The 15,376-nt window shown below is 47.7% G+C and carries 14 protein-coding genes; 13 read left to right on the plus strand and 1 reads right to left on the minus strand.

The genetic code is table 11. The features are described from left to right. Nucleotides 1-18: 18 nt before the first annotated feature. The 7 genes from MWG26_RS04070 (at nucleotide 19) to MWG26_RS04100 (ending at nucleotide 7,486) form a co-directional block, all read left to right on the plus strand. A complete protein-coding gene (locus MWG26_RS04070; RefSeq protein WP_025654791.1) occupies nucleotides 19-1,074 on the plus strand; it encodes an NAD(P)-dependent oxidoreductase in 1,056 nt (351 codons plus the stop codon). Between the two features lie 204 nt (nucleotides 1,075-1,278). Next, the gene (locus MWG26_RS04075) at nucleotides 1,279-2,034 is read left to right on the plus strand and encodes a GntR family transcriptional regulator (RefSeq protein ID WP_049915424.1); all 756 of its coding nucleotides are present in this window, start codon (nucleotides 1,279-1,281) and stop codon (nucleotides 2,032-2,034) included. A 214-nt stretch (nucleotides 2,035-2,248) separates the two neighbouring features. Beyond that, on the plus strand, nucleotides 2,249-2,695 hold the full coding sequence (gene rbsD / locus MWG26_RS04080) for a D-ribose pyranase (protein ID WP_025654793.1): 447 nt from the start codon (nucleotides 2,249-2,251) through the stop codon (nucleotides 2,693-2,695). Further along, entirely contained in the window at nucleotides 2,692-3,726 is a 1,035-nt protein-coding gene (locus tag MWG26_RS04085; RefSeq protein ID WP_025654794.1) for an alcohol dehydrogenase catalytic domain-containing protein, read from the plus strand. Before rbsD ends, MWG26_RS04085 begins: the two co-directional genes overlap by 4 nt. 14 nt (nucleotides 3,727-3,740) lie before the next feature. Further along, on the plus strand, nucleotides 3,741-4,598 hold the full coding sequence (locus MWG26_RS04090) for a class II fructose-bisphosphate aldolase (protein WP_025654795.1): 858 nt from the start codon (nucleotides 3,741-3,743) through the stop codon (nucleotides 4,596-4,598). Between the two features lie 33 nt (nucleotides 4,599-4,631). Further along, a complete protein-coding gene (locus MWG26_RS04095) occupies nucleotides 4,632-6,017 on the plus strand; it encodes a glycoside-pentoside-hexuronide (GPH):cation symporter (protein WP_025654796.1) in 1,386 nt (461 codons plus the stop codon). 17 nt (nucleotides 6,018-6,034) lie between these two features. Beyond that, on the plus strand, nucleotides 6,035-7,486 hold the full coding sequence (locus MWG26_RS04100) for an FGGY-family carbohydrate kinase (protein WP_025654797.1): 1,452 nt from the start codon (nucleotides 6,035-6,037) through the stop codon (nucleotides 7,484-7,486). Between the two features lie 239 nt (nucleotides 7,487-7,725). Here MWG26_RS04100 and MWG26_RS04105 read toward each other — a convergent pair whose 3' ends face one another. Further along, nucleotides 7,726-8,550 (minus strand): sugar phosphate isomerase/epimerase family protein, encoded by an 825-nt coding sequence (locus MWG26_RS04105; RefSeq protein ID WP_025654798.1) that lies wholly within the window; start codon nucleotides 8,548-8,550, stop codon nucleotides 7,726-7,728. Between the two features lie 165 nt (nucleotides 8,551-8,715). Here MWG26_RS04105 and MWG26_RS04110 point away from each other — a divergent pair, with 165 nt between their 5' ends. The 6 genes from MWG26_RS04110 to MWG26_RS04135 are packed head-to-tail and all read left to right on the plus strand — an operon-like array spanning nucleotide 8,716 to nucleotide 15,346. Further along, nucleotides 8,716-9,678, plus strand: coding sequence for a phosphotriesterase family protein (locus tag MWG26_RS04110; RefSeq protein ID WP_025654799.1), 963 nt, complete (start codon nucleotides 8,716-8,718; stop codon nucleotides 9,676-9,678). Nucleotides 9,679-9,690: 12 nt separating this feature from the next. Next, nucleotides 9,691-10,737: an alcohol dehydrogenase catalytic domain-containing protein gene (locus MWG26_RS04115; RefSeq protein WP_025654800.1), complete on the plus strand. Its 1,047-nt coding sequence runs from the start codon at nucleotides 9,691-9,693 to the stop codon at nucleotides 10,735-10,737. A 12-nt stretch (nucleotides 10,738-10,749) separates the two neighbouring features. Continuing rightward, on the plus strand, nucleotides 10,750-11,856 hold the full coding sequence (locus tag MWG26_RS04120; RefSeq protein ID WP_117441016.1) for a sugar ABC transporter substrate-binding protein: 1,107 nt from the start codon (nucleotides 10,750-10,752) through the stop codon (nucleotides 11,854-11,856). 14 nt (nucleotides 11,857-11,870) lie between these two features. Further along, nucleotides 11,871-12,842, plus strand: a complete 972-nt coding sequence (locus MWG26_RS04125) for an ABC transporter permease (protein ID WP_025654802.1) — start codon at nucleotides 11,871-11,873, stop codon at nucleotides 12,840-12,842. 27 nt (nucleotides 12,843-12,869) lie between these two features. Beyond that, on the plus strand, nucleotides 12,870-14,411 hold the full coding sequence (locus MWG26_RS04130) for an ATP-binding cassette domain-containing protein (protein ID WP_244062694.1): 1,542 nt from the start codon (nucleotides 12,870-12,872) through the stop codon (nucleotides 14,409-14,411). Next, on the plus strand, nucleotides 14,408-15,346 hold the full coding sequence (locus MWG26_RS04135; protein WP_025654805.1) for an ABC transporter permease: 939 nt from the start codon (nucleotides 14,408-14,410) through the stop codon (nucleotides 15,344-15,346). Before MWG26_RS04130 ends, MWG26_RS04135 begins: the two co-directional genes overlap by 4 nt. Nucleotides 15,347-15,376 lie beyond the last annotated feature (30 nt).

The following is a 15,376-nucleotide window of genomic DNA, read 5'->3' on the forward strand; positions in this document are numbered from 1 at the left end:
GTCTAAGGAGGAAAAAAGATGCTGAAAGTATTGTGTACCGCAGAGTTTGATGATATGTGGGAAGAGAAGATGAAAGAATACTGTGATATAAGAAGGGTTGGCTTCAGCCTTACAAAGCAGCCGAAAGACAGATTGAATGAAGAACAGCTGATAGAAGCCCTTAAGGGAGTGGATGTATTTATCGTAGGTTATGAGAAGGTGACAGAAAATGTCCTGTATCATGCACCGGATGTGAAGCTTCTGCTCAGTGTCAGGGACGGCCCGGAAGAAAACATCGACATCAAGGCCTGCACAAAACTTGGAATTCCGGTTCTTTTCAGTGCCGGAAGATGTGGACGTTCTGTGCCTGAATTTACGTTCTTATTGATCATGGCACTGGCGAAGCCTTTGATTAAAGTAGTAGAAGAGGTAAGAGCGGGGAACTGGATCAAAGAGAATGATCTGAAGTTCAGGCGGATCAACGAAAATTCCACTGAGGTCTATGGAAAGACGCTTGGAATTGTGGGACTTGGAAGAAACGGCCTGGGCCTTGCTGTAAGAGCACAGGCTTTCGGGATGCGGATCATTGGTTTCGATCCGTTTGTAGATCGAGAGAAGATGAAAGCGATGGACATCGAGGTATATGACTTAGATGCGGTGATGAGGCAATCAGATTATATCGTTCTTCTTGCACGTGTCACAGAAGAGAATAAAGGGATGATCGGGGAAAAGGAAATCGGACTGATGAAACCTACGGCCTGCCTGGTGAATACAGGACGGGCGGCGCTGCTTGATATGGATGCTTTATTCCAGGCGCTGAAGGAGGAACGGATCAGAGGGGCGGCGCTGGATGTCCTGGATGAAGAGCCGCCAAGGGAGGATCATCCAATTTATCAGATCGATCCGGACAGGCTGATTGTTACGCCGCACACTGCGGGAGTAAGCGTAGAGCGGATTACATTCCAATCAAGGGTGTTGAATGAGCATCTCCAGAATTATCTGAAAGGGATACTCCCGCAGTCATTCTGCAACCGGGAAGTGATTGAGCTGCCTCAGTTTAAAGAAAGAGGAAAGAAATTGTTTGGAGTCAATTGAAAGTAGGCTGACTTTTATGATACAATCTAACAGTAATGTATATACAAGGGTATCGCGTAACTCATACCCTTAGTGAGCGGAGTTGTAGCTAAAGCTGAAAAATAATGAATACCTAAAGGGCATCCTGTAATTCATGCCCTGCGGGCGGGTTTTCAGCAAAGCTGAAAAAAGATATGATTAAAGTAAATTATAGGAAGGTAGAATATGGAAGAGAAGAAAGACAGCAGACCTGATTTGGAAAGTGGGAAAGAAGCAATTCCTCTGTATCACCAGATCGTTGCGGATCTGAAGGATCAGATCAATAGGAATGAACTGAAGAAAGGTGATAAACTGCCTACCGAGAAATGGCTGAACGAACATTACGGCGTCAGCCGTGTAACTGTACGGAAAGCCCTGGAAGATCTGACGGAGCAGGGGTACCTCGAAAAAAGGCCGAATAAAGGCTGCTTTGTATCACAGCCAAAGTTTGAGAAGGATCTGTCCAGGATGAGGAGCATGCATCAGGAACTGCTTGCATCGGGGATCACCCCCACCTCCAAGATCATTTCTTACCAGGAAGTGCAGGCGGATCCCTGGATCTTAAGCCACCTGAAATGTGCGGAAGATGAGACTGTGCTTGTGATCAAGAGGATTCGGTTTGCTGATGAAAGGCCTTTTGCAGAGCAGACCATCTATCTCCCTAAATCCTTATTTGGAGATTTTAATCCATGGCTGTTAAGAGATCATTCTCTGCACGATGTCATGCAGGAGCAGTATGGAGTGGAGATCCGTTATTCTACGCAGAGCGTGAATGCCACGACTCCTACCAAAGAGAGAATGAAAGAGCTGGAGCTGTCTAATGAGAAACCGATCCTCCATATTAGGAGTACCGTATATACAACAGATGATAAGGTGTGTGAGTATTCGGATACATATCATGTCACAGATGTGGTCAGATACTCATTTACATGGTATAAATAGAGGCGTAATTGAAATAGGAGCCGGATATTCCGGCCGGATTACAGGACATGTTCTGCAACCCGGCCGGGATATCCGGCTCTTTTTGACAGCTGCCCAGAAAATTTTGCATTGGTCATCTCAATATACAAAAATAATACAAAAATAAAATAAAAATATTGCAAAGACAAACATCATATGATACAATACAAATACAATAAAGAAAGGGAGGAGCGAAATGAAAAAAAATGGGATTATTAATCCTGAATTAATTCGGGCGTTAACAGATTTGGGGCATTTTGACAGTTTCGTAATCTGTGACATGGGTTTTCCAATACCGGCTGATGCTGTCAGGATCGATCTTACATTCGTGCCGGGGGAGCCTGGATTTCTAAAGGTGCTCAAGGCGTGCCTGAATGAAGTAGCAGTACAGGAGATGACGATGCTGAAAGGGATTTCGGAGGCGAATCCGGGATTACATACAGAGATTCTGGGAATGGTACATAATCAGGAACTGGAGTATATCAGCCTGCCGGATTTCAGGGAAAAGGCAAAAGGAGCGAAGTTCTATATCAGGACAGGTGAGACGAAGCCTTGCTCTAATATGTATCTGGTCTCGGCTTCCGGAGTCAAAGAGCGTGTTGACAAATATAATATTGAATTTGGAATGGAGGAAGATTCATGAAAGCATTAGTGTATGAAGCGCCGGGAAAAGGAAAGATAACGGATATTCCGATGCCGGTCTGCGGGGATGATGATGTGATCATCAAAATCAAGTCCTGCGGAATCTGCAAGTGGTCGGAGCTAGCCCATAATTCCACCGGAACCAGCCTTGCAAAGTATCCCTGTACTCCGGGACACGAATTTGCGGGAACGGTATATGAAAAGGGAAAGAATGTAACGGCTGTAGAGATCGGCGATGCTGTGACCGTTGATAATGCAAGCAATTGCGGTGACTGTTATTACTGCAGAAATGATCAGTCTCTGTATTGCGACAACTTTGCATCGATCGGACATAACATCCAGGGCGGTTTTGCGGAATACGTGAAAGCCTCTAAGGATAAGGTGTTCTTGATTCCTGAGAATCTCTCATTTGATGAAGCGACTGTGGCGGAGCCGGTAGCCTGCGCCGTCCACTGCATGGACGTATTAGATGTAAAGACAGGGGAGAATGTTCTGGTTCTGGGAGTAGGGCCTCATGGTCTGATTCTTGGACAGTTGTGCCATTACTCCAATGCGCAGAAAGCGGTTACGATCGGCGGGCTGGAAAGCAAGCTGCAGATCTTAAGGGAATGCGGCGTACCGGTCATAAAAATGGACCGGAAGGATTACAGCATCCATGAGGAAGCTATCAAAAAGGAATTTCCCCATGGGGTTGACGCCATTATTGATACGACAGGATACTGGCCGCTGGTCCAGAGTGTATTCAAGTTCCTGAAAAAAGGCGGAAGATTCATCCAATATGGAAGCTATCATTCCACCGAAGATTTTGTGATTCCGCCAAGCTGGTTCAATGAGATTCATTATAATGAACAGAAATATATAGGCGTTTCCTGCCAGACCTTCTGTTTTGACCGTGCACTGGATTATATGGCGAGCGGCAAGGTAAAAGTAGATCAGTTCATCACACATAAATTTAGTCTGGATGATTATTTTGAAGCGCTGGAAGTTAACCGTACCGACAGAGAAGCGATCAAAGTCATCATCAACCCATAAAAGGAGGAAATAAGATGTTAGTTACATTGACAGAAATACTGAAAGAGACAAGAGCCAAGAAGTATGCCGTAGGAGCGTTTAATGCCACAGATTATCTGCTTGCAGAGACGGTGATCAAAGCGGCTGAGGAGGAAGGGGTTCCGGTGATCATGATGGTGCCCACCCCGGCTTTCAAAGTAAAACAGACGCCGTATCTGATGCAGTTCATCCTGGACAGGGCAAGAAAGGCAAGCGTACCGGTGTGTATGCATCTGGATCATGGAAAGGACTTCGATATCGTGATGCAGGCGATTCACTATGGCTGCTCCTCCGTTATGTTTGACGGGTCACTTCTTTCGATGGAAGAGAATATGAAGCAGACCAGGGAAATCGTAAAGATCGCTCATGCGTGCGGGGTATCAGTGGAGGCTGAGATCGGGCACGTGCCGGGTTCCAAGAATACACCGGCCACGGGGGCGCCTGATGAGAGTATGTACACAAAGCCTGAGGATGCCGTTACTTTTGTCAGAGAAACGGGCGTTGATGCACTTGCAGTATCTATTGGGACCGTGCATGGGAAGTTCGTTGGAACTCCAAAACTGGATTTTGACCGGCTGAAGACGATCCGTGATCTAGTAGATGTCCCTCTTGTACTGCATGGCGGATCAGGGCTTTCGGACGAGGATTTCCGGAAATGTATCGAGCTTGGAATTAGTAAGATTAACTTCTTCACGGGACTTGCAATGGCGGTCTCAAAGGCGGCATATGAAGCGATGAAGGAATCCGAAGGGAACATCATGTGGCCGGAGATCTCTCCGATCGCGGAACAGGCAGGAATTGATGCAACGAAGGAACAGTTCAGAATTTTTAATACGCAGCCACTGAACAAATAATCATTCTTGAGTGAAGTGAGAAAGGGGCATACTATGGAAAAGATAAAACAAACGCTGGAAGCGGCTAATGTCAAACTGTCCTGGAGAGAGCGGTTCAGTTATGGGGCGGCAGATGTATATGGAACTTTATTCGGTAATTTTCTCTCAACTTTTATTTTATACTATTATACCGATATACTTGGAATCAGCGCAGCAGTGGCTGCCAATATCTTCCTTGTGTGTAATCTGGTCGATGCCTTTACCGCAATATCAGCCGGCCCGATTGCAGATAAGGTGAGAACCAAATGGGGAACATACAGGCCGTTCTGTCTGTTCGGCGCCATTCCACAGGCCATTGCTCTTGTGCTGTGTTTCACAAAGATACAGGCAGGAGAAGGCACAAAGGTAATCTGGGCAATGGCTACATATCTTCTTGTAAATGTATGCTATGCATTTATTAATACAGCGTACAGTACGCTTTGCTCTGCAATGACTACGAATGTCAACGAGAGAGGGGTGCTGAATGTTTTCAAGATCGGCGGTTCTGCAACGGGTTCCTTAGTTGTATCTCTCCTGGCACTTCCGCTTGTGGCAGCAATCGGTGCAGGCAACGAGGCGCGCGGTTATCAGGGAGCAGCAGCGGTCATGGGAATCTTGTCTGCGGTCATGCTGCTCATTGCCTTCTTTGGTACCAAGGAGCGTGTAGTCGTAGAAAAGACGGAGAAAGTAAAAGTCATCGACAGCTTCAAGATGGTCTTAAAAAACAAGCCTTGTATTTTAATGATTTTTCTTTTAATGTTTATAGCATGGACATTTAACTTCCGCTTTGCGGTGGTAATGTATTACTGCAAATACTATCTGGGAGATGCCGGACTGCTGACCGGATTCAACAGTTTGGTATCATTGGTCGGAATTCCGGCGATCATACCGATCCCAGGCCTGTACAAAAAGCTCGGTAAAAAGAACACGATGGTATTAGTGGCAATTCTGACGATCCTGAACGGCATCGTATTTTTACTCGCGCATCAGAACTATTACATGGTAGCATTCGGGTTCATATTATTCGGCGTTACACTGAATGCATCCTTCTCTGTAGTCTGGGGAATGATTCCGGACACGATCGAGTACGGAGAGTGGAAGACAGGAGTCAGGGCTCCGGGAGCCGTCGTATCTGCGTGTGCTTTTGCCAGGAAGATCGCCATTGCGGTTGCGACCTGGTCTGTAGGCCAGGCGCTTTCCCTCATCCACTATTCTGCTGAGCTGGAGGTACAGACTGCAGCAACCAATACCGGTATATACTACCTGAATGCAGTGCCGCTCATCATCGGTGGAATCCTGATGCTGATCGTTATCTTACCATATAATCTGACTCAGGAAAAATTTGAGAGCATTCTGAAAGAAATTGATGCCAGAAAAGCATCCTCCGGCAGCCAGGGCTAGATAGAAAGGGGAATCTTATGAAAGAATGTATCATGGTAGTGGATTTTGGAACTTCAAATGCCAGGACCAACCTGGTAGATATCACAGACGGGAGTATCGTGACGGGACATAGTAAGCAGGTATTTTATCACAGCCCGAAGACGGACTTTCATGAGATTCCGGCAGATGATTACTGGCTGGCATCCGTAGAGACGACGCAGCGCGTCATAGAAGACGCCGGCAGCAGATATCATATAGCAGGCCTTGTATTCTCCTACATTGGAGACAGTCTGGTTCCTGTAGATGCAAAAGGGAATCCCACCTATCCCATGCTGGCGTCCTATGATCTGAGAGCAAAGAATGACATGGAACTTTATACAGAGCAACTTGGCACAAGAGAATTCGAAAAAATCAGCGGCTGTCCGCTGACACCCAGAAATACTGGGGTGAAGATCCATTGGCTAAAGAAGTATATGCCGGATGTAGCTGAGAGAACTGCACAGTATCTGACTCTGCAGCAGTATGTCAATCTGAGGCTTGGCCTGGGGCCGGTCAGTGATTATTCTGTGGCGAATAGGAAGCTGATGCTGGATGTCCGCACAAAAAAATGGTCGGCAAGATTAATGGATTTGATCGGAAGCAATACAGAAGAGATGGGGCCGGTGATCACGGGAGGGGACGAATGCATCGGCAGGATCACGTCCTACGGCCCCGTAAAGTTTCCGTACGAAATACCGGTATTCCCAGGAGGGCATGACTCGGCGGTTGGTTTTATCGGTCTCGGACTAGACAGCAAAAGCCGTGGAATTCTCGGCAACGTGGGCGGCACATTCGACCATTACGGATATCTGAAGTCAGAGTACCAGGACACCCTGCCCGCAGCAGGAATCCAGACGGTGGCAGGACCGACAAAGGACAGCTTTGTTACGATCAAAGCACATCCGGCAGGAAAAGACTTGCTGTGGTTTATACACCAGATCGTCGGAAAGAAAGACATGAGGCTTCTCGACGGCTATTTCAAGGCGGCTCATTTTGGCGGGGAGAACGGCTCCTATTATACAACGGGGCTAGACACATCGGCAGGTTCTTTCGTATATCTGGATAATCTGGCGGGAGTACAGAAGATCTTCGATACCCTGGTCGAAGGAATGACATTCCTGTCAAAAGATATCGTGGAACAATTCAAGCTGCTTCATTACCCATTTGAGGCGATCCGTGTAGGCGGCGGCAGCGGAAAATCCGATGAATGGCTTCAGCTGAAGGCGGATGTCTTTGGAATACGGATCGAAAAAGTAAAGAATCTGGAGGTGTCTTCGACAGGCGCGGCAATCATCGGAGCCGTAGGATTGGGAATATGCACTTACCAGGAAGCCTTTCGGAGCATGGTGGCAGTGGAGAGATGTTTTAAGCCTGATGAAGCATTAAGCAGCAGATATCAGGAAAATTACCGGAATTGGAAAAGAATATGCAGGCAGCTGGACAGAAGGTAAAGGAAAGCGCAGCGAAAAAAGAGAGAGCATGACACATTTTGTGCCATGCTCTCTCTTTTATGATATAGGAAATTCCTCTAGAATTTCCTATATCATAAAACCCTCCGGGAGGACGCACACGCCGCGATTAGATATATAGCCGTAAAGCGGTAACGCGGCGGTGCCAAAGTGTGACCATAAGATGATTTCAAAAAAGTGTTTTGCCAGATGCATTTTATTGCTTTCAAAACGAAATTATGTTAGGATTCAAACGTAGATGTTAACGTTTCGAAATCTTTCAATATTAATTTCATAAAATCATCATTCATATTCATCGGAGGAAGATAATAATAGTTTTCCGTTATCATCCATCCCTGGAAGCCGATCTTTTTGATTGTTTCAGCTGTCTGTATGTATCCGGCATCGCCTGTTCCCAGAAGTACGCAGCCACGCTGACCAGGTGTGAATAGGGAGCGCAGGCTGTCTTTCATATGAAAATGGCTGATTGTTTCTGTTCCAAACGCCTGGATCTGTTCAATCGGATCGCCGGTACCGAAACGAAGGGGATTCAGGATATCCATACAGACTTTCACCCGGCCCTTCAGCCGATCGAGCAGCACCTGTATCAGCGGAAGAGGAAGTGCAGATTCGACAGCAATTTCAACCTGAGAGATTTCGGCCAGGCGGCATGCATATTCCAGATGACTCAATGCATTGCTGTATGCATCTTCGGTCTTAGGACTGACCGTGATGACGAGTGTACGGATATCGAGTGCCCTGCAGGCTCGTATTCCATTACGGATGCTGGCTCTTGCAGCGTCTCCTTGAGGTGTATTGACAGGAAAATCAATGGTTCCTTCTGCAAGCAGAGCTCCAAGGTTCAGGGAATGAAGACGGATTTCGTAGTGTCTGGCCGTCTCATTGTAGATTTGTTGTATTTCTGGGTGGTTCAGCGGGAAATTGAGGCTTCGGCCGCCGGCTTCACCAAGCTGCATCCCGTCAAATCCGGCTGTGCCGGCAAGTCTGATCGCAAGGGGGCCGGAGACCGGCATGGACCACTCACATATTCCATAATAATTCTTCATAGTGTTATCCTCCATAAATAAAATATAATACAATAACAATACAAAGTCAACATAAATAATGATAATATAATACAAAATTAGACCTAAATAGATTGACAATAAAAATACAATATGATAAAATCATGAGTAAGAAAAAGAGGATAATAGAAGGACGGAGGAACAGCTATGGTAAAGATTAATACAGTGTTGGGAAAACTAAGTACGGAAGATCTGGGAATGACTCTGATGCATGAGCATTTGGGAACCGTGGACGCAAATGTATGGAAGGCATTTCCGGATTGGCTGAATCGGTCGGAGTTCATTGATTATGCAGTGGGGCAATATAAGAAAGTAAAAGATAGAGGAATCGATACGATCGTAGATGTGACACCCTTGGATCTGGGAAGAGACATCCATATGATAAAAGAGGTATCGGAAAAGTCCGGTGTTAACGTCGTGGCATGCACAGGTATCTATGGAAACAGTTATGGCTGGCACCTGTATAAGGATCCGGATTATATTGCTTCGTTATTCATAAGAGAAGCTGTAATCGGGATCGAAGGGACAGATATCAAGGCAGGTGTCATCAAGTGTGCCACCCATGAGGATCATATCAATCAGGATGATGAGCGGATGCTGAAGATCATTGCAAAAGTACATAAAGAGACAGGTCTTCCCATCATTACGCATTCTATCGGGCATTCCGGATATGAACAGCAGGATGTGTTCGAAGCGGAGGGGGTAGACTTAAGCAGAGTCGTTATCGGACACCTGGGAGACCTCGATGATGTGGAATATATCGTGAAAGTGGCGGAAAGAGGAAGTTATCTTGGTCTGGACCGTTTCAGCATTGATACAATCCAGCCGCTTAAGGTTCGTGCTCAAGTCCTGAAAGAGCTCTGCGACAGAGGATATCGTGACCAGATCATCGTAAGCCATGATTGTATGTGTTTTATGGACGGGCGGGACAGCCTGAATATCTTCGGCGGTACCTGGGATGACTTTTATAAAGAGAACCATGAGGACATGGAATATCAATATACCTATGTATTTGATTATATCTGGCCGGAACTTAAGAGGCTCGGGATGACGCAGGCGGATTTTGACCAGTTCCTGATCCGTACTCCCCGGACATTTTTTGAACGATGAGCGGAGGGCAATATGAGAGCATTAGTATATGACAGACCCGGAAGAAAATATGGCAGTATCCGTGAGATCGATACGCCGGAGTGCGGTGACGGGCAGGTACTGATCGAGGTCATATCCTGCGGAATCTGCAAGCCGGCAGAAAAGTCACATGACCAAAATGGCTCTGTCCTTGGAAGATACCCGGCGGTGCCGGGACATGAACTGGCAGGCAGGATCGTTAAGACCGGCAGGAACGTCGTATCTCTCAGGGAAGGGATGAGGGTGACGGTCGATAATGGCGTACCGTGCGGGACATGCTATTACTGCAGGAGAGGAGAAAGCGCTTTTTGTGAAGCGTTTGGTTCTATGGGGCATAATCTGCAGGGCGGGATGGCGGAATATATCGTGGTGGATGAGAGGAATGTCTATCGGATACCAGATGCTGTCACCTATGACCAGGCAGCCCTGTGTGAATTGATCGGCTGCTGTCTGAGGGCTGTAGAGAGAAGCCAGGTCAGGTACTGCGATGATGTGCTGGTCCTGGGGGCTGGAGCCAGCGGGAATATACTGACACAGTTATTTTTGAGTTCCTGTGCGCAGAATACGGCTGTGATAGACCTGGTGGGGAGTAAACTGGAGATCCTGAAGGAAAAAGGGGCTCTCACCTATCTTGCCGAGCCGGGCAAAGAGGCGGAGATATTGGCGGAGACTGCGGCCGGTTTCCCAAAGGGATTTGATATCATTGTGGATGCATGCGGCAGCGCCGAAATGAGCCGCGCCTCTTTGAAATACCTGAAAAAGGGCGGGACTTTTGTTGGATATTCCTTTCCGAACGGTGCCCAAAAAGAGCTGCTGTTGCCGATCGCTCAGTTCATCATCAATGAATGGACCTATATAGGTTCCACTTTTAACAGTGAGTTTGATAAATGTATTGAGATCATCAGCAGTAAAAAAGTGGATTGTGATTGTCTGATAACAGGACATTATAAGCTGGAAGAATATTTTGAAGCGCTTGATGAAAGTCTGGAAGATAAAGAATCCATCAAAGTGATGATTCATCCCAAAGGGACAGCAAAATAGAGGTGGAAAGATATGAAGAGAATAAGAATTCTGGCGGTTCTGGTTCTGATGGTATTTCTGATGACGGGATGTGATGCTCTGATAGAATTGCCGGAAGAGCTGAAAGAAGAAGAGGTACAAAAGACAGATTTGAAAAAAACAGAGTTTGAGGGACCGGATGAGAAAGCGAAGGCGCCAAGAGGCGCAAAAGTCGCTTTAGTACCGGCACAGGCTTCTTTGTCCGGCTGCATCGTTCCATGTGAAGCTATTCAGGAGGTGGGAGAGCGATATGATTGGGATATCCAGATGTTCGATGGGAAAGGAACGCCGGATGAGGAAAATACCGCGATTATGAATGCAATTGCATGGAAGGCAGATATCATTATTACGATCTCGCTGGATGCGAGAAGCGTCCAGCAGGGAATCCAGGCGGCGAATACGGCTGGAATCCCGATCGTGAGCGGTTCCAACGGTACGGATGACCCCAACCCGCGTCTGAATCTGGAGAAGGAAGGCCTGGTTGATTTCCTGTATGATGTCGGACCTGATTACCGGGCGCTCGGAACGGCGATGGCCGAATGGATGGAGTCCCACAGAGAACTGAGCGGACATGTCGTCATCTACAGCTGTCCGGGATCTTATTCCGTGGAATATTTTGAAGACGGTCTGCTGGCGGGGCTGGAACAGACAGAGCTGTCAGTAGACGGGCAGCTTCAGAAGTTTACATTCAAACAGATGGGGGATGAATTGAACCGCATGGTTATCGGTTATGTGACCGCCAATCCGGAAACAGAATTTATCTTCCTGCCCTTTGATCCGGCAGCCGTCAGCGTGGCAGAAGCGCTTGAGACAGCAGGAATACAGGATGTGAAGGTATGCGGTGTATTAGGGAATCAGGAGATGATCTCTCTGATCAGACAGGGGACGGTTGCGGCATGTACGGCTGCCTACGATAACGTATACTTAGGCTACGCAACGGCAGACCAGGCGATCCGCGTCTTAAATGGACAGGAGCTTGCGGCGCCGAGAGGCGAAAATCTGCCTTATCAGATCATAGACATCCAGAGCCTGCCCAAAGAGGGGGAAGCGTGGGCGCCGAATATGAACTACAAAGAACGTTATTATGAGCTTTGGGATTAAAAAGAGGGTGCGATATGAAGGAAGCTGATATTCGAAATGGGAGAAATACAATACTAGAAAAATATGGTATGCTGGGCGTTTTGCTGATCATTATTTTGATCTTTGGGTCATTATCCGATTCTTTTCTTACAGTACAGAATTTCAGCAATATATTCATCAGTGAATCCGTGGTAGGGTGTCTGGCCCTGGGGGGATTGTTCATTCTGGTAGTCGATGAATTTGATCTTTCACTGGGATACATCTTGTGCTTCTGCATGGTGCTTGGCGCCTTCCTTTCAGGGAAAGGCTGTCCGGGGGCTGTGGTAGTTTCCGTGATGATTGCAGCAGGCGCTGCATGCGGAGCTCTGAATGGATTAATCGTCACGAAGCTCGGGATCAATTCCTTTATTGCGACGATGAGCGTGGGACTTTCGCTTGCCGGGATTACACAGGCATTGTCGGGTGGGGGGATACTGAACACCAATATTCCACAGTCGATAATTCATTTTGCAAGAGGAAAGGTATTCTATGTGGGATATAGTGTGATCTTTCTCCTGGTGCTGTGCGCGGCCATTCATTTTGTCCTGGACCATACGGAATTCGGCCGGCATCTGTACGCGGTGGGGATGTCAGGGCGCACGGCAGTCTTCGCCGGGATCAAGGCAAAGAGAGTCAGGCTTACCGCATTCACTGTGGCCGGACTCTTTTGCGGGATATCGTCAATCGTGATGCTGGGACAGCTGGGCGCCGCCAGCTCTGCCTATGGAACGTCGCTTTTGCTTCCGGCATACTCCGTCGTATTCCTGAGCAAGGCGTCTTTTCATCCCGGGCGGCTGAATGTACCGGGTCTGGTCGTAGGAGTGGCGCTCTGTGCACTGGGCCAGAATGGAATTGAGATCGCCGGCGCGCCGGTATGGGGGAGCTATGTCTTTCAGGGAGTGCTTCTGATCCTGTCAATCTGGATCTCGGTTCTTCTGACTCAGAGAGCAGGGCGGAAAGTGAAGTAACGAAAGGAGAAGGCAATGTCTGTTGAGATGGAACATATTTCAGTATCATTTGCCGGTGTTACGGTACTAAAAGATGTGAGTCTTTCGGTGGAGGACGGAATCATTTGCGGTGTGCTCGGAGCCAACGGCAGCGGCAAGTCCACGTTGATCAAGGTACTGACCGGGATCTATCATCCTGATAAGGGATCAGACTCTGAAATCACGATTGCCGGTCAAAAATGCAGTGATATTCCCGATTCGAATGAGGCGTACCGCATGGGCGTGCGCGCAGTGCATCAGGAGAGCCCGCTGATAGACGATTTTACAGTGGCAGAATGTATCGCCGCATTCAAAGGATATCCGAAAAAGAATGGAAGGATTGATTGGAAAGGAATCAAAGAATATGCAGAAAGACTGCTTTTGACGTATGAAATCTCATTAGAAACAGAACAGCTGGTGAGAGAGCTGAGCGCCATGCAGCGCAATATGCTGGCAATTGCCATCGCAATAGGCCAGGAGGAAGAACAAAAGCAGACGAAGCTGCTGATATTGGATGAATCAGAGGCTTCCATTCCCGAAAATGAAGCAGAATTCTTCCTTAAGCGGGTGAAGATGCTGGCTGCAAAGGGAATTCCGATCATTATGATCAGCCACCGGCTGAAAGCCGTGCTTAAATATTGTGACACTGTGGTGATATTGAACGATGGGGAGATGGTATTTCATGGAAACGTGGGGGATATTACGGAAGAGATCATCGTCAGCCAGATGCTCCGCAGAGACGGTGGGGCACAGAAGGAAACAGACGCAAAGAGAGAGCACACCCTTACCGGTCTGTGGGATTTGCTGAAGTGCAAAACGCAGTATCAGATGGGTGCGGAAGTGCTTCGGGTTGAGAATCTGAAGTATGGAAACCTGAACGGCTGTTCTTTTGAGTTGTATGCGGGAGATATCCTTGGAATCGTGGGCGTAGCTGACAGCGGGATATCCGAGCTGCCCTGGCTGCTGTCCGGAAGATGGTCCAGAAAGGATGGGGAGATCTATGTCGGGGGCAGCCCCCTACCGCGCCATATGAGCACGAGGAAGGCCATCAAAAACGGTCTTGTGCTGCTTCCCAGCGACCGTCCGAAATCAGGAGGCGTCATGGAGTGTTCTGCGAGGGAGAATCTTTTTATGCCGAACGAAAAGAAATACTGGAGCCGGAAAAAACTATCCAGGCGAACCCTTCAAATGATGCAGGAGATATTCGATATACAGCCCCGCGATAGTTTTGAAAAGAAATTTGGGACATTCTCGGGAGGAAATCAGCAGAAGGCGATTATGGCAAAATGGATGAGCTTAAAGCCAAAGGTATTCGTCCTGGACGATCCGACCTACGGAGTGGACCCCAATTCACGGCAGAGGCTATTCGCACTGTTGAAAGAAGCGGCCGCACAGGGAATGGGAATCATTGTCTTTTCTACGGAACCCGAGCAGCTCGCGGACTTATGTACCAGGATTGTGGTGATACGGGAAGGAAAGGCGGCAGGACAGATTCAGAAAAAAGACGGCATTCTGGAAAGAGAGACGATTGCGAGGTGGAGCTATCTATGAACAATAGGAAAAGTATGGATCTCAGGAAGAACGGTCTTGCCGTGATAACCGTAGTATTGGCAGTCATATTCGCGTTTGCGGTTCCACAGTTCGCGAATCTCAGAAATATAAATGTAATCGGTATCGGCAGAGTTCCCGTCGCGATGTTCGCTATGGCATCTCTGATTCCTCTGGCGGTCGGAGAATTCGATATTTCACTGGGATACATGATCGGCTTTCTGCTGATGCTTGGCGGCAAGATGGCATCGATCGGGGGGACAGCCCTAGGTGTAGTTGTTGTGATTATGCTGAGCAGCGTCGTACTGGGAGCTTTTAACGGTCTGATCACGGTGGTGTTTAAGATTCCGTCCACGATCTCTACATTGGCCACCGGCATGATCATGTACGGGGGTTCATTGGGGCTGAACGGCGGCAAGTCATTCACCGGTGTGACACCGGATCTGCTGATGTGGATCAGTAAAATTAAGATTGTGAAGCTCAATATCTGCATTTGGGTATGCCTGGCAGCAGGTATCTCTGCATGGCTCATACTGGAGCATTCGCCTCTGGGAAAATATATCTATGCGATCGGACATTCTGAACGAGTAGTCGCACTTGCGGGAATCCGTACGAAGATAGTGCGTTTTGTTTCTTTTATCATAGCATCTGTGCTGATTGGCCTATGCGCCGTCGTACTGATGAGCCAGTCAAAAAATGTGTATCCCGATACAGGGCAAAGCTATCTGCTTCCAGGACTGGCTGTCACCTTTTTGAGCACGACGGTTCATACGCCAGGCAGATATAATATACCGGGGGTGCTGTGGTCTGCGGTATTCCTGGGAATGGTCTTCAATGTGATCAGCATTCTGGGGGCGCCGTTCTGGGCCGAGGCAGTGATAAACGGAATCGTTCTGCTGGGCGTAGTGCTGGTGATGAACCTCAGAAGACAGAAGTGAGATTGAAAGAGGTTCGCCTATAAGTTAAAA

The organism is Faecalicatena contorta (assembly GCF_022835095.1).
Taxonomy (GTDB): domain Bacteria; phylum Bacillota; class Clostridia; order Lachnospirales; family Lachnospiraceae; genus Faecalicatena; species Faecalicatena contorta.

What these genes read in the sequence shown, in the direction of transcription:
- MWG26_RS04115 (WP_025654800.1), top strand. Translation starts at nt 9,691, where the DNA reads ATGAGAGCATTAGTATATGACAGACCCGGAAGAAAATATGGCAGTATC.
- MWG26_RS04130 (WP_244062694.1), top strand. Translation starts at nt 12,870, where the DNA reads ATGGAACATATTTCAGTATCATTTGCCGGTGTTACGGTACTAAAAGAT.
- MWG26_RS04125 (WP_025654802.1), top strand. Translation starts at nt 11,871, where the DNA reads ATGAAGGAAGCTGATATTCGAAATGGGAGAAATACAATACTAGAAAAA.
- MWG26_RS04105 (WP_025654798.1), bottom strand. Translation starts at nt 8,550, where the DNA reads ATGAAGAATTATTATGGAATATGTGAGTGGTCCATGCCGGTCTCCGGC.
- MWG26_RS04070 (WP_025654791.1), top strand. Translation starts at nt 19, where the DNA reads ATGCTGAAAGTATTGTGTACCGCAGAGTTTGATGATATGTGGGAAGAG.
- MWG26_RS04100 (WP_025654797.1), top strand. Translation starts at nt 6,035, where the DNA reads ATGAAAGAATGTATCATGGTAGTGGATTTTGGAACTTCAAATGCCAGG.
- MWG26_RS04075 (WP_049915424.1), top strand. Translation starts at nt 1,279, where the DNA reads ATGGAAGAGAAGAAAGACAGCAGACCTGATTTGGAAAGTGGGAAAGAA.
- MWG26_RS04095 (WP_025654796.1), top strand. Translation starts at nt 4,632, where the DNA reads ATGGAAAAGATAAAACAAACGCTGGAAGCGGCTAATGTCAAACTGTCC.
- MWG26_RS04085 (WP_025654794.1), top strand. Translation starts at nt 2,692, where the DNA reads ATGAAAGCATTAGTGTATGAAGCGCCGGGAAAAGGAAAGATAACGGAT.
- MWG26_RS04135 (WP_025654805.1), top strand. Translation starts at nt 14,408, where the DNA reads ATGAACAATAGGAAAAGTATGGATCTCAGGAAGAACGGTCTTGCCGTG.
- MWG26_RS04110 (WP_025654799.1), top strand. Translation starts at nt 8,716, where the DNA reads ATGGTAAAGATTAATACAGTGTTGGGAAAACTAAGTACGGAAGATCTG.
- rbsD (WP_025654793.1), top strand. Translation starts at nt 2,249, where the DNA reads ATGAAAAAAAATGGGATTATTAATCCTGAATTAATTCGGGCGTTAACA.
- MWG26_RS04120 (WP_117441016.1), top strand. Translation starts at nt 10,750, where the DNA reads ATGAAGAGAATAAGAATTCTGGCGGTTCTGGTTCTGATGGTATTTCTG.
- MWG26_RS04090 (WP_025654795.1), top strand. Translation starts at nt 3,741, where the DNA reads ATGTTAGTTACATTGACAGAAATACTGAAAGAGACAAGAGCCAAGAAG.